This window comes from Curtobacterium sp. PhB136 (genome assembly GCF_004346855.1).
GTDB lineage: Bacteria > Actinomycetota > Actinomycetes > Actinomycetales > Microbacteriaceae > Curtobacterium.
Map to the genome: position 1 here is coordinate 1117694 of NZ_SMGH01000004.1, position 18209 is coordinate 1135902.

The window sequence follows — 18209 nt, forward strand, 5'->3', positions numbered from 1 at the left end:
GTCACGGAAGTGACGGCGGTGGCGCGCGACCACGCGCCCGGCTGATGATGACCACGCAACGCAACACCGAGCCTCCAGGCCGTCGACGCGCGACGCACGCCGCGTGACGCGACCCGGGGACACGGCAGACGCATGAGGACGCAACGCATGTCCAAGTCGCCCACCACGGCGCGCCCGTCCACCTTCCGCGCGATCGCGCGGATCTACCCCTACGTGAAGCCCTTCCAGGGCCGCCTCATCGCCGGCATGGCCGCGGCGATGGGTGCCTCCCTGGTGGCGCTCGCAATCCCCTACGTCCTGCAGTGGCTGGTCGACGGCCCGCTGTCGTCGAAGGACTCCGCACAGATCTGGCCCGCCGGTCTCGGCGTGCTCGCCCTCGGTGTGCTCGAGGCGTTCTTCATCGCCTCGCGCCGCCGGATGGTGATGCGCCCGTCGACCCGCATCGAGGCGAGCATGCGGAACTCGCTCTACGCGAAGCTGCAGGACCTGCCCGTCGCGTTCCACGACCGGTGGGAGTCGGGGCAGCTGCTGTCCCGTTCGGTCTCCGACCTGTCCCTGATCCGCCGTTGGCTGGCGTTCGGCGTCGTGCTGCTCGTCGTCAACATCGTCACGATCGTGGTCGGATTCGTCGTGCTGTTCACCTTCGGGTGGCTGCTCGGGCTGATCTTCCTGATCGCGTCGATCCCGCTGTGGATCAACGGGCTGCTGTTCGAGCGCCGGTACTCCGTCGTCGCGCGCCGCAGCCAGGACCAGGTCGGTGACCTCGCGACGAGTGTCGAGCAGTCGGTGCACGGCATCCGCGTGCTCAAGGCGTTCGGACGCGGCGGCTACAAGCTCGAGGAGTTCAGCGAGCAGGCCGAGGCGCTCCGCGGCACCGAGATCAAGAAGGCGAAGGCCATCGCGAGCATCTGGCTGTGGCTGCTGCTCGTGCCGGATGTCGCCTTCGCGCTGTGCCTGCTCGCCGGGATCTACCTGGCCAGCCAGGACCAGCTCACCGTCGGGCAGCTGTTCGCGTTCTTCGCGACGGCGACGGTGCTCCGGTTCCCGATCGAGTCGATCGGCTTCCTGCTCTCGATGACGTTCGACACGCGCACCGCGGTCGACCGCTTCTTCGAGGTGATGGACTCCGAGAACACGATCACGGACCCGGAACACCCGAAGACGATCGCGGAGCCGCACGGTGCGTTGTCCTTCAACGGGGTCCACTTCCGGTACCAGGACTCGCCCCCGCAGTTCCCGGACCTCATCAACGGGGTCGAGCTGCGGCTCGAGCCGGGCGAGACCATGGCGCTCGTCGGGCTCACCGGGTGCGGCAAGACCACGCTGCTGTCCCTGGTCCCGCGGCTCTACGACGTCACCGGCGGTTCGGTGACGATCGACGGGGTCGACATCCGGGACCTCACCCGCGAAGAGCTGCGTCGCCACGTCGGCGTCGCGTTCGAGGACGCCACCCTGTTCTCGACGACCGTGCGGCAGAACGTGCTGCTCGGTCGCCCGGACGTCACGGGTGACGAGGCGGAGGCCCTGATGCGCGAGGCGCTCGACATCGCGCAGGCGTCCTTCGTGGACGACCTGCCGGACGGCGTCGACACCCGGGTCGGGGAAGAGGGCCTGTCCCTCTCCGGCGGCCAGCGGCAGCGCCTCGCGCTCGCCCGTGCGATCGCGGCCCGTCCGTCCGTGCTGGTGCTCGACGACCCGCTGTCGGCGCTCGACGTCGACACCGAGGCGCGGGTCGAGGCCGGGCTCCGGCGCGTGCTCGCCGAGACCACGTCGCTCATCGTGGCGCACCGTCCCTCGACGGTGACGCTCGCGGACCGCGTCGCACTCATGGAGAACGGCGTCGTCACCGCCGTCGGCACCCACTCGGAGCTGATGGCCACGAACGACCACTACCGCTACGTCATCTCGTCCCTGGACGACGACGACGCGACCGCACGAGAGGAGGCGATGGCATGAGCCAGCAGACCGACCAGAACCTGCCGGGAGGCACGGCACCGGTCAGCGACGACGCTGCGGACAAGCAGACTGCCGCGCCGATCACTGCCTCGATCACCACCCTCGGAGTCCGTGGCGAGGAGCGCGAGGACTTCACCAAGGCGGAGAGCAAGCGCCTGCGGCGCCGCTCCCTCGCCCTGCTCGGCTCGCTCGCGGCGCCGCTGAAGCTGCGCCTCGTGCTGCTCGGGATCGTCGTGGTCGTCTCCACGGCGGGAACCGTCGCCGGCCCGGCGCTCATCGCTTGGGGCATCGACAACGCCCTGCCCGACGTGCTCGACCGGAACGACTGGGTGCCGGCGTTCGGCGTCGTCGCGACGTACATCGTCGTCGCCGTCCTCGGCGCGGTCCTCACCGCCTGGTACACCGTGCTCGCCGCGCGGATCAGCCAGGCCATCCTGTTCGACCTCCGCAAGCGGGTGTTCCTGCACACGCAGCGGCTGTCGCTCGAGTTCCACGAGACCTACACGTCCGGCCGGATCATCTCCCGCCAGACGAGTGACCTCGACTCCATCCGCGAGCTCCTCGACTCGGGGCTGAACCAGCTCATCCAGGGCGTGCTCTACATGGTGTTCACCGCGGTGGCGCTCGTGTCGCTCGACCCGACGTCCGGGCTCGTGCTCGCGGTGTCGCTCGTGCCGCTGTGGTTCCTGATCCGCTGGTTCCAGACGAACTCGCAGACGTTGTTCCGCGCGACGCGTGTCACCTCGGCCCGCGTGATCGTGCACTTCGTGGAGACCATGACGGGCATCCGCGCGGTGCAGGCCTTCCGCAAGGAGTCCCGCAACAAGGACGAGTACGGCGGCTTCGTCGAGGACTACCGGCTGGCGAACACGAAGGTGTTCAACCTGTTCGGGACCTTCGACCCGGTGCTCGTGCTCATCGGCAACGCCACGCTCGCGGCGGTCGTCATCGTCGGCGGCTACCGGGTGATCGGCGGCTCGATGGAGGTCGGCGCGCTGCTCGCGGTCGCGCTGTACGCCAAGCGCTTCTTCGACCCGGCGCAGGAACTCGCGATGTTCTACAACGGGTACCAGTCGGCCTCGGCGGCGATGGAGAAGATCTCCGGCGTCCTCGAGGAACGGCCGAGCGTGCCGGACCCCGTGAAGCCGACGAAGCTCGCCGACGCCCACGGCAAGATGGACTTCGACGACGTCGTGTTCGCCTACAACGCGGGCAAGGTCGTGCTGCCGGCGTTCGACCTGCACATCCCGGCGGGGCAGACCATCGCCCTGGTGGGGTCGACCGGTGCGGGGAAGTCGACGCTCGCCAAGCTGATGGCGCGCTTCTACGACCCGACCGAGGGCTCCGTGAAGCTCGACGGCGTGGACCTGCGGGACCTCGACACGAAGGACATGCGCCGCGCGATCGTCATGGTCACGCAAGAGGCCTACCTGTTCTCCGGGACCGTCGCGGACAACATCGCCCTCGGGAAGCCCGGGGCCTCCCGCGCCGAGATCGAGGCGTCGGCGAAGGCGGTCGGCGCGCACGAGTTCATCATGGCGCTGCCCGACGGGTACGACACCGACGTGAACAAGCGCGGTGGTCGTGTCTCGGCGGGGCAGCGACAGCTGCTTTCGTTCGCCCGGGCGTTCATCGCGGACCCGAAGGTGCTCATCCTCGACGAGGCGACGGCATCGCTCGACATCCCGTCCGAGCGGCTCGTGCAGGAAGGCCTGGAGACCCTCCTCGCCGACCGCACGGCCGTGATCATCGCGCACCGTCTGTCCACCGTCGCGATCGCCCACCGGGTGCTCGTGATGGAGTACGGCAAGATCGTCGAGGACGGCACCCCCGACGACCTGATCGCGGGTACCGGGCGCTTCGCCCAGCTGCACGCGGCCTGGCGCGACTCGCTCGTGTAGGGCCCACGGCGGTCCCTCGTGGATCGCGCCCCGGATCGCACATCGCGCCCCGTCCTGACGGAGCGCGATGTGCGTCCGGGGGTGCGATGGTCAACTCCGTGGGGGCGCCGTGGTCTCGACGATCGCGCGAGACGTCCGTCGGCGACGACTGTTCAGGAGTCCCGTCACGACCGAGGACGTGACCAGGAGTGCGGCGACGCCGCCCAGCACCAGTACCTGGACGGGGTTGGCCACCGCGTCGAGGAGCTCTCCGGCGGAGACGTCCGCTGCCATCGTCAACGGGATGCACGCAGCCGACACGACCACGGCGCTCGTCGAAGCGGCGACGACCACCGTGATCGTCGCCTCTGCGACCGCGGCGCCGATGATCGTGGCGAGGGGGGTTCCCACCGCACGCAGGAGACGGCCGTCGGACGCCCTCGACGGACGCGTGCTGACGAAGGCGATGACGCTGGCCGCGGTGCTGATCACCAGGACCGGGGCGAGGGTCAGCATGATCGCGGCGATGTTCACCGTCGAGCCGAGGGCGGCTCCGGTGACGTGGTCGGACGCGGCGTCGCCAACGGCGAACACGGCCACCGTGCCGCCGGCGAGTGACACGGAGACCAGGACAGGAGCGACCGGTGCCGTCGATCGCCGCAGCGTGTCCGCCGCCGACCGTGTGCCGAGCAGCAACCACGTCGGTGCCCGGTCAGGAACGAAGCGGACGACGGCGGTGGCGACGGAGCGGCGTGTGCGGGTCAGCGTCGCAGAAGCGAGGACGATCGCACCGACCAGCGTGAGCAGAGAGAGGCCCGCACCCCGTTCGACGTCCGCCGTGGTCATCACCGGGAGGATCGCCACCCAGGTCGCCAAGCCGGTCCACAGTGCTCCTCCGATCGCGAGGAGCACCGCTGACGTCGTCCCCCGTTCCGGCGTGCGGGCGCGGTAGGGCGTGCGGACCGCGTTCACGGTGCTGGGCGCGAGCGCTGCCCCCACGATGACGAGGGCGCCGACGACGGTGGCGCTGCCGAACCGGAGTGGGACCTCCGCGTCCGGGATCGGTGTGTTCGAGGCGGTGGCGACGGCCGCGCGTGCGATGAGCAGGCCAGCGAGCATCGACACCGCGTTGACGACCGCGACCTGGGCCGCGATCGCTCCCGTCGCGAGGGAGGGGGCGACCCCGGAGGCCGCCCACGGAGTGCGGAGGGAGCGGAGCGCGTCGTGCGTGGCTCTCGACGCGCTCCCCGTGACGATCATCGCGCAGATGGCGGCGGCCACGGTACCCGGGGTCGTGAAGGAGCGGAGCGCGCCGCCGGTCTGGCCACCCAGACGACTCGCCGTCTCGACCAGGCTGCACATCACGGCGATCACCGCGCCGGTCACGACCACCTGGGCGGCATGTGCGCCCCAGATTCGGAGCGATGTCGGACTGCCGAACGCCTCTGCGAGGACGAACCGCAGACGGATCAGCATCGTTCGTGCTCCAGCACCTGCCGGAGCATGGCGACGTCTGCACCGCTGTGCTGATGGACGACGGCGTTCGTGATGGACAGCGTCTGGCCTGCCCGAGCTGCGAGGCGGAGGTCGTGTGTCACGACGATGACCGAGGTCCCGGTCGCCGCGAGCTGGACGAGCGCGTCGGAGACGGTCTCGGCGGCCACCTCGTCGAGGGACGACGTCGGTTCGTCGACCAGGGCGACCTCCGGACGCGTGGCGATGAGCCGAGCGATCGCCACGCGCTGCTGCTCGCCGCCCGAGAGCGACGCGGGGCGTCGCGACCCGGTGTCGGCGAGTCCCACCAGGTCGAGGGCATGGTGCGCCCTCGACACCCAGTCCCGCTCCCGGCGCAGACGATCGGGCAACGCCACGTTCTGCAGCACAGAGAGCGACGTGACCAGGTTCCCGGACTGGAACATGAGCCCGACTCTGGCGGGGTTCCTCAGCATTCGACGGCGGAGTGGTCTCGGCCACACGTCGACCCCTGCGAGCCGCACTCGTCCGCTGACCGGTGGGACGTCTCCTGCCAGACATGCCAGCAGAGTGGATTTGCCGGCACCGGACCGACCGATGATCGCCGTCGTCGAGGCAGGTGCGGCGGTGAAGGTCGCGTTCCGCACGAGGTACTTCGTCTGACGTGACCGTCGGACGCCGAGGCTGACGGCTTCGACGTGGACCCCCGCCTGGACTGCTGCTGGTTCGCTCATGAAGTCCTCCATGCAGTATGTTACCCATCAGTTTATCGGCGACCGTGACAGGAGGATCTCTGTGGACTTCAGCGCGTTCTCACTCGGCAGCAGCCCGTTCTACGAGCCTCAGCCGAACCCGCCGGCACTGCGACTGGTCCTGCCGGATGACTGGCTGACTGCTGGTTCGGATGCGTGGGTCGGAGCGTGGCCTGTCGACGTCCGACGCAGGACGCACGGCTGGAAGATCCATCTCTCGCTGCGGGAAGCGACCTACCACCGGTCGTTGCGGCGGGCGGCGCAGATCTGCGTCGACCACGCCGTCGCCTTCAAGTACGTTCCCAGCACGCACGCGTTGACCGGCCGGAACGCCAAGAACGCCGACCGCGCTGCATCCGGCAAGGCAGTGACCGTCTACCCCGACTCGGACGATCAACTGGAGGCTCTCGCCATCGGACTCGACGAGGCACTCGACGCAGACGCTGGCCCCTACATCCTCAGCGACGTGCGATTCCGAGGAGGGCCCGTCCACTTCCGGTACGGAGGCTTCGAACCGCTCTTCCTCGAGCATGACGGCCGCCGTCTCGCTGCACGACCCTCCGCTGACGGGACGCTGGTCGAGGATCGACGAGTGCCCTACTTCGTCGAGCCCGTGGGTGCGGTCGTGCCAGGGGTGGTCGCTGGAGCCATCCACGAGTACCGCACGCTACCTCCGGAGAACCCGCTCGCCGGGTACCGATCACTCGAACCGATCCAGTTCTCCAATGCCGGCGGTGTGTACCGAGCAGCCGACCGCGGCGGTTCGGTGACCGTGGTCAAGGAAGCTCGACGCGGCGCTGGCATCGATGCGAACGGTCGGCATGCCGCTCACCGGCTGCAGACTGAACACCGGAACCTCACACGACTGAGCGGCACCGGGGTCGCACCGGAAGCGTTGCGACTGTTCGACGTCCTCGAGCACACCTTCCTCGAGATGGAGTCGATCGACGGGCAGACGCTCGCCGACCGGACTGTCACTGAGCTCCCGGCGCTCCGGGGGCAGGTGTCGGCGGAGGTCAGTACCCGGTACGGCGAAGAGAGCGAAGCGGTGGCGCGGTCGCTCTTCGAAGCCATCACGGTCGCGCATCAGCACGGGGTCGTGATCGGAGACCTCCACCCTGGCAACGTCATGGTCGGACCTGACCTGCGCGTCACGCTCATCGACCTGGAGGACGGTCGGCTGCCATCGGACGCGGGGACAGCCCCGTTCAACGCGCTGGGCTACCGAGCACACGAGGGCCTCGATGCGGGCCAGGCCGACTGGTTCGCGTTCTCCCGCTGCGTCGCTTCGATGTTCGATCCGAGTTTCGCGCGCGACCTGCTGGCCCCGGACCACTGGGATCGGACCCGTGAGCACATCGATCGAGCTGCGACCGCGAGCACGTCCGAGCTGATGGACGAAGCCGCCAAGCGCGCTGGGACCCTGGGGCGCCGACGAGCCTTCGCAGCATCGGGCGTGACGTCGGTACATCACCCCGTGGATCTGGCAGCCGAGCTCCGCATCGGGCTCCGGGCCGCCCGCCGCCCAGGAGAACCGCGACGCTTCCCAGGAGACCCCCGCGGGACGACGGGGTTCGCAACGGTCGCGTGCGGCTACGGGCTGGGCGGCGTCCTGCACGCGCAGCTCAGTGTCGGAGAGGACCCCGAGGGAGCCGATCTGGACCACGTCGGTGGGGCGATCCCGTTCGGTGACCGCATGGGTCTGTTCGACGGGATGGCGGGTCTCGCTGACGTCCTGGAACGAGGGGGGCGATCAACAGCCGCACAGGCGGCCTTCCAGCAGGCCCGGTCCTTGAGCTCGAGCACTGACGACTGTTCCCTCGCGACGGGGATCGCGGGTGTTGCGGTGTCTGCCGTCGGGTTCGACAGCGCCGCCGCCGTCGAGCTCTCGAAGACCCTTGCACGCCGCGTGCGGAACCCGAACGGGGCCAGCGCGAGACGGCTCGATGCGCACCCAGGGCTGCTCAACGGGTGGTCTGGCATCGCACTCGCACTCGCGCTGGTGTCGCGTCATGCCCGTTCCGACGAGCTGCGCGACGTTGCACGCGCAGCGCTCGAACGAGACTGCCGGTCGATCAGCCGGTCTTCCGCCGGGACGCTCGGCTTGGAAGAGCCCGGCGGCACCAGGGTGTTCCCCTACCTGGCGAACGGCACGGCCGGGCTGCTCGTCGCCATGACGACGATGCGCAGGGAAGGACTCATCACGAGTGACGACCCGCTGTGGGATCAACACTTCAGCGATCTCGTCGGGTCCTGCTCGGGTGGTGCGCACGTGTTCGACGGGCTCTTCCACGGTGCGGCCGGGCTGCTGGTCGCGTTGCGCAGCGCGGCGCACTACTGCCCGGACGTCGCCGGGCAGATCGACGAACTCGTACACCGGCTGAGCCGCCGGTCGTTCCAGTGGCGAGGCACGACCCAGATGGCGGGAGACGGCTGTATCCGCTTGTCGAGCGACCTCGGGACCGGCAGCGCTGGGGTGCTCCTCAGCCTGCCGTCGGTCGCTGATCCTCTGGCATGGATTCCGGCGCGGACTGCGCCGGTCGGAACCAGCGGTGAGAGGAGGTGAACCAATGGGATCGATCATCGAGATGCAGGGCCGCGCAGCGCGCGCTGACGTCACTCCGCTCGCCAGCACCATCAGCCTCTTCGGCTGTGCGAACGGGCACAAGGAGAGCTCCGCGAGCTTCTGGGCCTGCGCGTGACATGGGGTGGGGCGCGCCTGTACGGCGTGCCCCACTCGTTCGCGGCTCTGCTGTACCCGTACCCGCCCCTGCACGTGGTTGGCTTGGGGCATGAGCGACGACAGCCCCCAGCCCGGCGGTGTGGCCCTCCGGGACCCCTTCTACGGCGCCCCGTTCACCGAGGCCGTCCGGCGGTTCTGGCGGAAGTACACGGTGTTCACCGGCCGGGCCTCGCGTGCCGAGTTCTGGTGGTGGTGGATCACGTCGCTCGCCATCGGCCTGGTGCTGCAGCTCGTCCCGCAGATCTTCACGCCGGACACCCCGATGCTCGAGAACCCGGTCGGCTCGTACCTGTTCGTGCTCTGGGCGCTCGTGACCCTGATCGGCTCGCTCGCCCTCGGGGCCCGTCGTCTGCACGACGCGAACCTGTCCGGCTTCTGGCAGTTCCTGCACGTGCTCGTCGGCATCGGGTCGCTCGTGCTCTTCGTGATGTTCCTGCTGCCGCCGAACCCGAAGGGCACGCGCTTCGACGCCTGACCGGCACGACGCCTGACCGGCAGGACGCCTGACCGGTACCGCAACGACGAGAACGCCGTCCCCTGGTGGGGGCGGCGTTCTCGTGTGTGGTGGTGGTGCTGGGTGTTACTTGATCTGGGCGGTGATCGTGGCGGTTCCGACGAGGAGGCCGGCCTTGACGGCGTCGGTCTTGAAGGTGCTGTTGAGCAGCTTCGCGGCGTCGGCGGAGACGTGCACGGTGGTGCCGGTCAGGATCGCGTTGTCGCCCTCGAGCTGGAGGGGCTTCAGGGTGCCGCCGTGGAGGGAGAACAGGTAGGCGTCCTGCGCGGCGATCTTGCCGTTGACCAGGACGTCGCCGGAGAGCTTGGAGGAGCCCGGGTTGACGACGAAGTTCTCCAGCGTGACGGTGGTGTCGCCGGCCTTGAGGGTCAGACCCGAACCGTTGTGGTCCAGCAGGCCCTGCACGTAGGGACGGTAGTCACCCTTCGGGTTCCAGTACGTGACCGAGCCGGAGGTGATCGGGAAGGACACGGCGCCGTCGGCGAGCTTGGCGGAGCCGGACACGCCGGGGGTGAGCTTCAGCGCGGTGAGGGCGTCGGTGAAGCCGGAGTCGAGGGCGACGGAGGTGTTGCCGCCGAGGACCTCGGGCACCGATGCGACCGGGGCCGGGATCTTCGAGGACGACGACGCGACCGTGTGGATGGTCGGGGTCGAGGCCTGCGCGGCCGAGACGCCGAACCCGGCGCCGCCGAGGATGATCGCGCCGGCAGCGGCGAGGGAGACCGTGGTCTTGGTGAACTTGCGCATGAGTGAGTCCTTTGCTGTGTGCACGCCGAACACACCCCGCTTGAGGGTGGAGAACCAGCTACCTGCGGCTGGTGAGCGCTCCGGGTGTTTCCCGGCTTGTGACAGTGATTCGGCACCCCCGCCGGAGTGGTTTGGGTCAGTTCTCGCCCGTTACCGGTTCGTGATCAAAAGGGGTCTGCTTCGCCGTCCGGCTCGGGCGACCAGCGCGCGCGACGCATGTCGAGCCTCCAGGTCGTCCGGCCCCACGTGAGCGGCGTGCCCTCGACCCGGTAGTGCTCCAGCGCACGTGCCTCGTGGTGGACCGGAGGCAGCCCGCCGGACCGGACCACGCGCCACCACGGCAGGTCGGAGCCCTCGTGCGCCATCACCTTCCCGACGGCGCGCGACGCGCGGGACCCGAGTGCTGCCGCGACGTCACCGTAGGTCATCGCGCGTCCGGGCGGGATCGACCGGACGACAGCGGCGACCGCAGCCCCGAAGTCGTCGGGGTCAGGTGCTCCCGGGTGCGGGTCGGGCGCTCCGGGAGGCACTACAGGGACAGCACCGCGAAGTGGTCGCCGTACTGGGTCTCGCGGACGACGTCGAAGCCGACCGCCTTGAAGAAGTCCTCGGGGGAGCCCTCACCCGGTTCGTACACGACGGTCAGGCGCTCGAACCCGCGCTTGCGGGCTTCGTCGGCGAGCCCGTGCACGGCGAAGCGCCCGACACCGCGGCCCTGTGCGGTGCCGGAGACGTTGACGCGCCAGATGCAGGCCTGCAGTTCTTCCTGCGGGTTCTCGGCGTCGAAGCTGCCGATGATGAGTCCCACCACCTCGTCGCCGTCGAGGACCACGCGGGGCCACGACGCGCTCGGCTTGACGTCGGACTCGGCCACCCCGTAGGTCGTCGGTTGGACGAACTGCTCCTGCCCGGGCTTGAGCGTCAGCGAGTTGGCCGCGGCGGCGGTCGCAGCGGAGAGTTCTTCGAGGCGGAGGTCCGTCATGCGGTCAGGGTAACGGTGCTACCCCTGTGGGGGCCAGCCGTCGGCGACTGTCGGTGGAGAAGTCATCCTCGCGGGTGAGCCGCACGGTCGCGATATGGTCCAGGCATGGCGGAACACCGGCGCGGCGCGAACCTGCCGTCGATCGGCGGCTTCAACCGCACGGTCGTGCTCGACGCCGTGCGCCGGTCGCCCGACGGTCTGAGCCGTGTCGAGCTCGCCGGTCGCACCGGTCTGAGCGCCCAGACGGTGTCGAACGTCACCCGCTTCCTCATCGAGGCGGGTATGATCGTCGAGTCCGGCACGATCGTCTCCGGCCGTGGCAAGCCGCGCACCATCCTGCGGCTCGAACCGGGCAGCCGCTTCGCCGTCGGGGTGCACGTCGACCCGGCGGTCGTCACGTACGTGCTGCTCGACCTCGCCGGCACCGTCGTCGCGTCCACCACCACGTCGACCCCGACCGCGGACGACCCCGACCAGGTGATCCGGACGATGGCGTCCGCGATCCACGACCTCGTCGCGACCGCCGAGGTGGACTCCGACGCCGTGCTCGGTGTCGGGATCGCGAGCCCGGGGCCGATCGACGTCGACGCCGGCATCGTCGTCGACCCGCCGTTCCTGCCGCGGTGGCGGGACGTGCCGCTCCGGGACGCCATCGCCGAGGCGACCGGGCACCCGGTGCTCCTCGAGAAGGACGTCACCGCGGCCGCCGTCGGCGAGATGTTCCTGGCGGGGGAGTCCTCGGCGCGGAACTTCGCGTTCGTGTACTTCGGCACCGGGTTCGGTGTCGGCCTCGTCGTCGACCACGAACCCGTGCGCGGGACGGGCGGGAACGCCGGGGACGCAGGCCACATCATGGTCGAACAGGGGGCACTCGCCGGCACACCCGACGGGGTCTCCGACCGGGGCGAGGTCGGTGCGGCCGTGGCGCCGGAGCGCATCGTCCGGCTCGCCGTCTCGCGGGGGCTCGACCTCGGCGGTGCCGACGGGGGCCAGGGCGACGCGGCCGACGTCGACCGCGCCTGGGACGCCCTCGGCGCGGCGATCGACGCGGGGGACGCCACCGCTCACGAGCTCGCGGCGGACGCCGGGACCGTGATGGGCCGCGCGGCCGTCGTCATCGTGAACCTGCTCGACATCGACCGCGTGGTGTTCGGCGGTCCGTTCTGGTCGCGGATCGCGGCGGCCGCGCTCCCTGCGGCGCGCACGGCGATCACCGGGTCGCCGATCCTCGTGCCGAAGCACCCGGTGACCGTGGTCGAGAGCGACCGTGGGGCCGACGTGGCGGCGGTCGGGGCGGCGTGCCTCGTGCTCGACGCGGCACTGTCCCCGCGGGCGAGCGCGCTGCTGATCCGGCGCTGACCAGCTGCTGCAGCGCTGACGACACCGGTCGTTCACCGAGGGGTCACCAGCCGGACGCCCGGGTGCTGAACAGTCGTGCAGGTCCCCGCCGTCCTGCTCGAAGGAACCTGCATGCCCTCCCCAGCCCTGCGCCTCGGCGCCGTCGCCGCGACGTGTGCCGTGCTCGCCGCCGGCGTGCTCGCCAGCACCCCCGCGGTCGCCGCGACGACCGGCAGCACCGCTGCCGCCGCGACCACCGCTGCCGCCGCGACCACCGCTGCCGCCGCGACCACCGCTGCCGTCACGGCTGCCGCCCCGGACGGCCTCGTCGTCAACGAGGTCGAGACGAACGGCGACGACACCGACTGGGTCGAGCTCGAGAACACGTCCGCCACGGCGATCGACCTGAGCGGTTACCGGTTCCTGGACAGCGACGACACCCACGCGCAGTACGTCCTGCCGGCCGGTTCGACCATCGCTGCCGGCGGGTACTTCGTCATCGACCAGCCCGAGGACGGCAAGCCCGGCTTCGACTTCGGTCTCGGTGACGCCGACTCCGCGCGCGTGTACGACGCCTCGGGCGCGCTCGTCCTGCAGTACGACTGGACCACGAAGGCCGACGTCACCTGGGGGCGCTGCCCGGACGGCACCGGCTCGCTGGTCGACACCACGGCCTCGACCAAGGGCGCCGCGAACGACTGCTCCTCACCGATCCGCATCAACGAGGTCGAGTCGCAGGACGGTGTCCCCGGCGACTGGGTGGAGCTCGTGAACACGGGCAGCGCCGCGGTGGACCTCGGCGGCTACGTCGTGAAGGACAGCGAGGACGACCACGCGTACGCCATCCCGGCCGGGACGACGGTCGGCGCGGGCGGGTTCTCCGTCATCGAGGAGGCCGCGCTCGGCTTCGGGCTCGGCAAGGCGGACTCCGTGCGCCTGTACGACCCGAACGGCACCGCGGTCGACGCGTACTCGTGGATCGCGCACGCGGCGACCACGTACGGGCGGAACCCCGACGGCACCGGTGCCTTCGCCGAGACCTCGGCGCCCACGAAGGGTGCGGCGAACACCTTCGCCGGCGTCGTCACGGCCGAGGCGTGGCCGGGCAGCCCCGACGAGACCGTGCTCGACGACGAGGACACCTTCTCCGGGGACCTCAGTGGCCTGGACTGGCAGTCCTCCACCACCGCGGTCGGCGGCGGCGTGCTCTGGGGCGTCCAGAACGGTGACGGTCTGCTGTACCGCATGGTGTCCGACGGCACGGGCGGGTGGGCGCCCTCCAACACCGCCGGGACGACGCTGCACTACGCGGACGGGGCGGGCACGCCCGACGCCGAGGGTGTCACCGTGACCTCCGACGACCCCGGCGCGGTCTACGTCTCCACGGAGCGGAACAACGACGTCTCGTCGACGAGCCGCCCATCGGTCCTGCGCTTCGCGACGACCGTCGGCTCGGAGCGGACGCTGAACGCCACGGACGAGTGGAACCTCGCGGCGGACTTCCCCGGCCTCGGCGCGAACTCCGGGCTCGAGGGCGTCACCTGGATCCCGGATGCGTGGCTCACCGCCCACGGCTTCACGGACCAGCACACCGGCGCTGCGTACACACCGTCGCGCTACGCCGGACACGGCGCCGGACTGTTCTTCGTCGGGGTCGAGGGCACCGCGAGCACGTACGCGTACGCCCTCATGGACGACGGCTCGTTCCAGCGCGTCGCGACGATCGCCTCGCCGTTCGCGGTGGTCGCGGACCTGCAGTTCGACCCGACCCTCGACGCGCTCTGGGTCGTCTGCGACGACGCCTGCGCCGGCCGCACCGCGCTGTACACGATCACGGACGGCGTGTTCACGCTCGACACCGTGTACGAGGCTCCGGCGAACGCCGACCGAGCCCTCGCCAACGAGGGCTTCGCGATCGCGGACGCCAGCGTCGACGGCGCCCGTGCGACGTTCTACGCGGACGACAACGACACCGACGGCTTCTCCCTGCGGACGGGCACGTACCCGGGCACGGACGACGGCGGCACCGACCCGACCGACCCCGGCACGGGCCCCACCGACCCCACGGACCCCACCGATCCCGGCACGGACCCGACGGACCCGACCGACCCGGGCACCGACCCGACGGATCCCGGGACGACCCCGGGCGACGGCAGCACCACGCCGACGGACCCGGGCACGACGCCGGGAACCGGAACGACGCCGACGCCGTCAACGACGCCGACACCGGCCCCGGCTCCGGTCGGTGACAGCGCACCGATCGCGCCGACGGAGTCGTCCCTGACCGACGCGAACCGCGGCTCGCTCACGGCCCCGTCGAGCGCCCGAGCGGGTGCGACGATCACGATCGGCGTCGGCACGCAGCACGCCGGCGACCGGGTGCACGTGTGGCTGTTCTCCACCCCGACGCTGCTCGGCACGGTGACGGTCGCCGCCGACGGCACGGTCCGCGCGACGATCCCCGCGGAGGCTCCGGCCGGCTCGCACCGACTCGTGGTCACGGCGGCGGACGGCAGCGTCATCGGCTGGACGACGATCACGATCGACCCGGCGACGGACGAGCTCGCCTTCACGGGCGCCGACCTGTCCGGCGGCATCGCCGCCGCGCTGCTGCTGCTCGCATCCGGCGCCGGCGTCCTCGTCGCACGCCGCCGCCGCGTCAGCGCCGCGTAGGCAGTCGGCGGACGGGAGGCGCGGTGCCGGCTGGCACCGAGCCTCCCGTCCGCCGGTCCGCCGGTCCGCCGGTCCGCCCGTCCGCCGTCCGCCGGCCCACGGCCGCGACGAGTGCGCAGTAGACGTCCTCTGACGGCCCTTCGCGCGCAACGTCTGCGCACTCGACCGCGGCTCGGCCCCTGCCCCGACCCCGCCCTCCGGGCCGGGTCCTCAAGCCCGCCAGCCCGACGATCGCTCAGGTGCGACCGGTAGCAGGGGAGCATGAGCACGACGGAACCACCGGTCGGGACACCCTGGCACCAGGCCACCTTCCCCGCCTCGTTCCCGCGCTTCTGGCGCGGGTACACCACCTTCCGCGGACGGGCGGCCCGCGCCGAGTTCTGGTGGTGGGCGCTCTGGTGGGTGGTCATCGCCGGTGCGGTGAACGTGGTCTACGCCATCGGGCTCTTCTCGATGGTCCTGTCCACGCCGCCGCTGCCGCCGCCCTCGGTCGAACACGCCCTGGAGCACTTCGACCCCTTCCCGGTGTGGGTGTGGTTGTTCACGTCACTGCCGCCGATCGCGCAGATCGCCCTCGGGGTGTTCGCGGTGATCGGCCTCGCGGCGCTGCTGCCCTGGATCGCGATCGCTGCCAGGCGGCTCCACGACACGAACCGGTCCGGATGGTGGGTCCTGCTGTACCTCGTCCCCTTCGGGAACTTCGTCCTGCTGGTGTTCGTCGTGCTGCCCTCGGACGAGCGCGGGGCGCGGTACGACCCGTAGGCGAGCCACCTGCAGCGGACTGGCCCGCGAAGCGGCGACGCGCACTCCGGTAGCGTCGGGAGCATGGTCGAGGTCCTCCGGTACACCGCGTTCGCTGCCGAGCCGGGTGGCGGCAACCCCGCCGGGATCGTGCTCGACGCGTCGACGCTGAGCGACGCGGAGATGCTCCGCATCGCACGGGAGGTCGGCTACCCCGAGACCGCCTTCGTCACCGGCACGACCGACCGGACGACCAGCGTGCGGTACTTCTCCCCGGCCGCCGAAGTCCCGTTCTGCGGGCACGCGACGATCGCCCTCGCGGTGGTGCTCGCCGAGCGTGACGGCCCGGGCGCGCGCACCTTCGCGACGGCCGCCGGGGACATCGCCCTCGACGCGACCGTCGGCGCGGACGGAGCCGTGCAGGTGGCGATGACGAGCGTCGAACCGGACTCGCGGGAGTTCGACGCGACCCGGCTGTTCGCGCTCCTCGGACTGACCACCGACGACATCGCCGAGGGGTACCCGGTGCTGGAGTCGTTCGCGGGCAACTGGCACCCGGTGCTGGTGCTGGCGGACGAGGACCTCTTCCACCAGTTCCGGTTCGACCCGTCGGCGCTCGCCGAACTCAAGCGTGAGCGGGGCTGGGCCGGGACCGTCACCGTCCTGCACCCGACGGCGCCGGGGGAGTACGAGGCGCGCAACCTCTTCCCGGCCGGCCGCATCACCGAGGACCCCGCGACCGGGTCGGCAGCGGCGTCGACGGGCGCCTACCTCCGTGCGATCGGGCGCGCCCACGACGGGGACCGCATCGTGATCCGGCAGGGTCGCCACGTCGGCCGTCCGAGCATCCTGCTCGTCGACGTCCCGGCCTCCGGCGGCATCACCGTGCGGGGCGGCGCGACCCGCATCTAGCGTCTCCCGGATCTCGCATCACGAACTCGTGGTCAATCCAGGAGATCCTCTTGACAAGAATTAAGTCAATACGGTGGACTAACTGCGCGCCGCGAGCGATGAAGCCCGCGACATCACCCGTGCAAAGGAGCACCGATGAAACGCACCCGAATCATCGCCGGACTCGCAGCCGTCGCAGTGGCTGCACTCGGTCTGGCAGGCTGCTCGAGCTCGGGGTCCGCCTCGAGTGACACGATCAAGATCGCGTACCAGAAGTTCGGATCCTTCCAGCAGCTCGACGCCCAGATGAAGGTCGTCAAGAAGACCTACGAGAAGGAACACCCGGGCGTCAAGGTCACCCTCGTGCCGATCCAGGCGCAGGAGAACGACTACTACACGAAGCTCGCGCTGATGAACAAGGCGCCCGCGACCGCTCCCGACGTCATGTACGAAGACACCTTCCTGGTGAAGGCGGATGCCGAGGCCGGCTACCTCCTGCCGCTCGACAAGTACACGGCGAAGTGGAAGGAGTGGAACCAGTTCTACGACAACGCCAAGCAGGCGGGTCAGGGCGACGACGGCAAGCTCTACGGCGTCCCGATGGGCACCGACACCCGTGCCCTCTGGTACAACAAGGACATCTTCAAGGAGGTCGGCCTGCCCGTCCCGTGGCAGCCGAAGACCTGGGACGACGTCCTCGCCGCGGCGAAGACCATCAAGGCGAAGAAGCCCGACGTGATCCCGTTCAACGTCTACTCGGGCAAGCCGCAGGGTGAAGCCTCGACGATGCAGGGCTTCGAGATGCTCCTCTACGGGGCGGACGGCAAGGGCAACACGCTCTACAAGAACGGCAAGTGGGTCACCGGTTCGAAGCAGTTCCAGGACTCGCTGCAGTTCGTCAAGGACGTGTACCAGGGCGGTCTCGGCCCGACACCGCAGCAGGCGCTGGACACCAACGTCGGCACGACGATCGCGCAGACCTGGCTCCCGAAGGGGCAGCTCGCGATCGACCTCGACGGATCGTGGCAGTCCGGGACGTGGCTGAAGTCCGGCACCGCGCCGTGGGCCGACTGGTCCAAGGTGATGGGCCAGGCACCGATGCCGACGCAGAACGGCCAGGCTCCCGGCTACAACAGCATGTCCGGTGGCTGGACGCTCGCGGTGGGCAAGAACTCGAAGAACCCGCAGGCCGCGTTCGACTTCATCTCGACGTTCCTGAACAAGGACGGCTCGATGAAGTACGACATCGAGAACTCGCAGATCGCGGTCCGCAAGGACGTCTCCGAGGACCCGAAGTACGACGCCTCCAACCCGACGTTCAAGTTCTTCTCCGGGCTCGTGGAACACACGAACTTCCGCCCGGCGACGAGTGACTACTCGCAGATCTCGAACGCCATCCAGGTCGCCATGGAATCGGTGATGACCGGACAGCAGACGCCGAAACAGGCGGCTGCGACGTACGACCAATCCCTCATCGGGGTGGTCGGCAAGGACAAGACGGTCAACGTCCGCTGACGTG

Annotated in this window: 15 protein-coding genes; 10 read left to right on the top strand and 5 right to left on the bottom strand. The window is 70.2% G+C overall.

Annotation, left to right across the window (positions count from 1 at the left end; translation table 11 throughout):
- Positions 1-147 precede the first annotated feature (147 nt).
- Complete coding sequence (locus EDF27_RS05425) at positions 148-1956, top strand: ABC transporter ATP-binding protein (protein WP_123654753.1); 1809 nt, start codon at positions 148-150, stop codon at positions 1954-1956.
- Entirely contained in the window at positions 1953-3857 is a 1905-nt protein-coding gene (locus EDF27_RS05430) for an ABC transporter ATP-binding protein (RefSeq protein ID WP_243698205.1), read from the top strand. Before EDF27_RS05425 ends, EDF27_RS05430 begins: the two co-directional genes overlap by 4 nt.
- Positions 3858-3947: 90 nt before the next feature.
- Here EDF27_RS05430 and EDF27_RS05435 read toward each other — a convergent pair whose 3' ends face one another.
- Together EDF27_RS05435 and EDF27_RS05440 are read right to left on the bottom strand one after the other, a co-directional pair.
- Positions 3948-5312 (bottom strand): hypothetical protein, encoded by a 1365-nt coding sequence (locus EDF27_RS05435; RefSeq protein WP_123700844.1) that lies wholly within the window; start codon positions 5310-5312, stop codon positions 3948-3950.
- Positions 5306-6055: an ATP-binding cassette domain-containing protein gene (locus tag EDF27_RS05440; protein WP_132047641.1), complete on the bottom strand. Its 750-nt coding sequence runs from the start codon at positions 6053-6055 to the stop codon at positions 5306-5308. The genes EDF27_RS05435 and EDF27_RS05440 overlap by 7 nt, the downstream gene beginning before the upstream one ends.
- Positions 6056-6104: 49 nt before the next feature.
- Between EDF27_RS05440 and lanKC the strand changes: the two genes are divergently transcribed.
- The 3 genes from lanKC to EDF27_RS05450 all read left to right on the top strand — a co-directional run bounded on the left by lanKC (position 6105) and on the right by EDF27_RS05450 (position 9279).
- On the top strand, positions 6105-8627 hold the full coding sequence (lanKC, locus tag EDF27_RS05445) for a class III lanthionine synthetase LanKC (RefSeq protein WP_123700842.1): 2523 nt from the start codon (positions 6105-6107) through the stop codon (positions 8625-8627).
- A 4-nt stretch (positions 8628-8631) separates the two neighbouring features.
- Positions 8632-8763, top strand: a complete 132-nt coding sequence (locus tag EDF27_RS20220; RefSeq protein ID WP_260233322.1) for a hypothetical protein — start codon at positions 8632-8634, stop codon at positions 8761-8763.
- 90 nt (positions 8764-8853) lie between these two features.
- Positions 8854-9279, top strand: coding sequence for a DUF805 domain-containing protein (locus EDF27_RS05450; RefSeq protein WP_123654752.1), 426 nt, complete (start codon positions 8854-8856; stop codon positions 9277-9279).
- A gap of 105 nt (positions 9280-9384) precedes the next feature.
- Here EDF27_RS05450 and EDF27_RS05455 read toward each other — a convergent pair whose 3' ends face one another.
- The 3 genes from EDF27_RS05455 to EDF27_RS05465 all read right to left on the bottom strand — a co-directional run bounded on the left by EDF27_RS05455 (position 9385) and on the right by EDF27_RS05465 (position 11047).
- Positions 9385-10065, bottom strand: a complete 681-nt coding sequence (locus tag EDF27_RS05455) for a hypothetical protein (RefSeq protein ID WP_132046855.1) — start codon at positions 10063-10065, stop codon at positions 9385-9387.
- Positions 10066-10229: 164 nt separating this feature from the next.
- On the bottom strand, positions 10230-10595 hold the full coding sequence (locus EDF27_RS05460) for an MGMT family protein (RefSeq protein ID WP_123700839.1): 366 nt from the start codon (positions 10593-10595) through the stop codon (positions 10230-10232).
- The gene (locus EDF27_RS05465) at positions 10595-11047 is read right to left on the bottom strand and encodes a GNAT family N-acetyltransferase (RefSeq protein ID WP_123656369.1); all 453 of its coding nucleotides are present in this window, start codon (positions 11045-11047) and stop codon (positions 10595-10597) included. Before EDF27_RS05465 ends, EDF27_RS05460 begins: the two co-directional genes overlap by 1 nt.
- 105 nt (positions 11048-11152) lie before the next feature.
- On the opposite strand from EDF27_RS05465, the gene EDF27_RS05470 reads away from it, so the two are divergent.
- The 5 genes from EDF27_RS05470 to EDF27_RS05490 all read left to right on the top strand — a co-directional run bounded on the left by EDF27_RS05470 (position 11153) and on the right by EDF27_RS05490 (position 18205).
- Entirely contained in the window at positions 11153-12406 is a 1254-nt protein-coding gene (locus EDF27_RS05470) for an ROK family transcriptional regulator (protein ID WP_123656368.1), read from the top strand.
- A gap of 111 nt (positions 12407-12517) precedes the next feature.
- On the top strand, positions 12518-15058 hold the full coding sequence (locus EDF27_RS05475) for a lamin tail domain-containing protein (RefSeq protein ID WP_132047643.1): 2541 nt from the start codon (positions 12518-12520) through the stop codon (positions 15056-15058).
- A 261-nt stretch (positions 15059-15319) separates the two neighbouring features.
- The gene (locus EDF27_RS05480; protein ID WP_123700837.1) at positions 15320-15820 is read left to right on the top strand and encodes a DUF805 domain-containing protein; all 501 of its coding nucleotides are present in this window, start codon (positions 15320-15322) and stop codon (positions 15818-15820) included.
- Positions 15821-15883: 63 nt separating this feature from the next.
- Entirely contained in the window at positions 15884-16711 is an 828-nt protein-coding gene (locus EDF27_RS05485; protein WP_123700836.1) for a PhzF family phenazine biosynthesis protein, read from the top strand.
- Positions 16712-16846: 135 nt separating this feature from the next.
- The gene (locus EDF27_RS05490) at positions 16847-18205 is read left to right on the top strand and encodes an extracellular solute-binding protein (protein WP_132047645.1); all 1359 of its coding nucleotides are present in this window, start codon (positions 16847-16849) and stop codon (positions 18203-18205) included.
- Positions 18206-18209: the final 4 nt, after the last annotated feature.

Coding starts and splice junctions, on each gene's coding strand:
- EDF27_RS05475 (WP_132047643.1), top strand. CDS start 12,518: ATGCCCTCCCCAGCCCTGCGCCTCGGCGCCGTCGCCGCGACGTGTGCC.
- EDF27_RS05470 (WP_123656368.1), top strand. CDS start 11,153: ATGGCGGAACACCGGCGCGGCGCGAACCTGCCGTCGATCGGCGGCTTC.
- EDF27_RS20220 (WP_260233322.1), top strand. CDS start 8,632: ATGGGATCGATCATCGAGATGCAGGGCCGCGCAGCGCGCGCTGACGTC.
- EDF27_RS05480 (WP_123700837.1), top strand. CDS start 15,320: ATGAGCACGACGGAACCACCGGTCGGGACACCCTGGCACCAGGCCACC.
- EDF27_RS05490 (WP_132047645.1), top strand. CDS start 16,847: ATGAAACGCACCCGAATCATCGCCGGACTCGCAGCCGTCGCAGTGGCT.
- EDF27_RS05435 (WP_123700844.1), bottom strand. CDS start 5,312: ATGCTGATCCGTCTGCGGTTCGTCCTCGCAGAGGCGTTCGGCAGTCCG.
- EDF27_RS05430 (WP_243698205.1), top strand. CDS start 1,953: ATGAGCCAGCAGACCGACCAGAACCTGCCGGGAGGCACGGCACCGGTC.
- EDF27_RS05450 (WP_123654752.1), top strand. CDS start 8,854: ATGAGCGACGACAGCCCCCAGCCCGGCGGTGTGGCCCTCCGGGACCCC.
- EDF27_RS05440 (WP_132047641.1), bottom strand. CDS start 6,055: ATGGAGGACTTCATGAGCGAACCAGCAGCAGTCCAGGCGGGGGTCCAC.
- EDF27_RS05455 (WP_132046855.1), bottom strand. CDS start 10,065: ATGCGCAAGTTCACCAAGACCACGGTCTCCCTCGCCGCTGCCGGCGCG.
- EDF27_RS05425 (WP_123654753.1), top strand. CDS start 148: ATGTCCAAGTCGCCCACCACGGCGCGCCCGTCCACCTTCCGCGCGATC.
- EDF27_RS05465 (WP_123656369.1), bottom strand. CDS start 11,047: ATGACGGACCTCCGCCTCGAAGAACTCTCCGCTGCGACCGCCGCCGCG.
- EDF27_RS05485 (WP_123700836.1), top strand. CDS start 15,884: ATGGTCGAGGTCCTCCGGTACACCGCGTTCGCTGCCGAGCCGGGTGGC.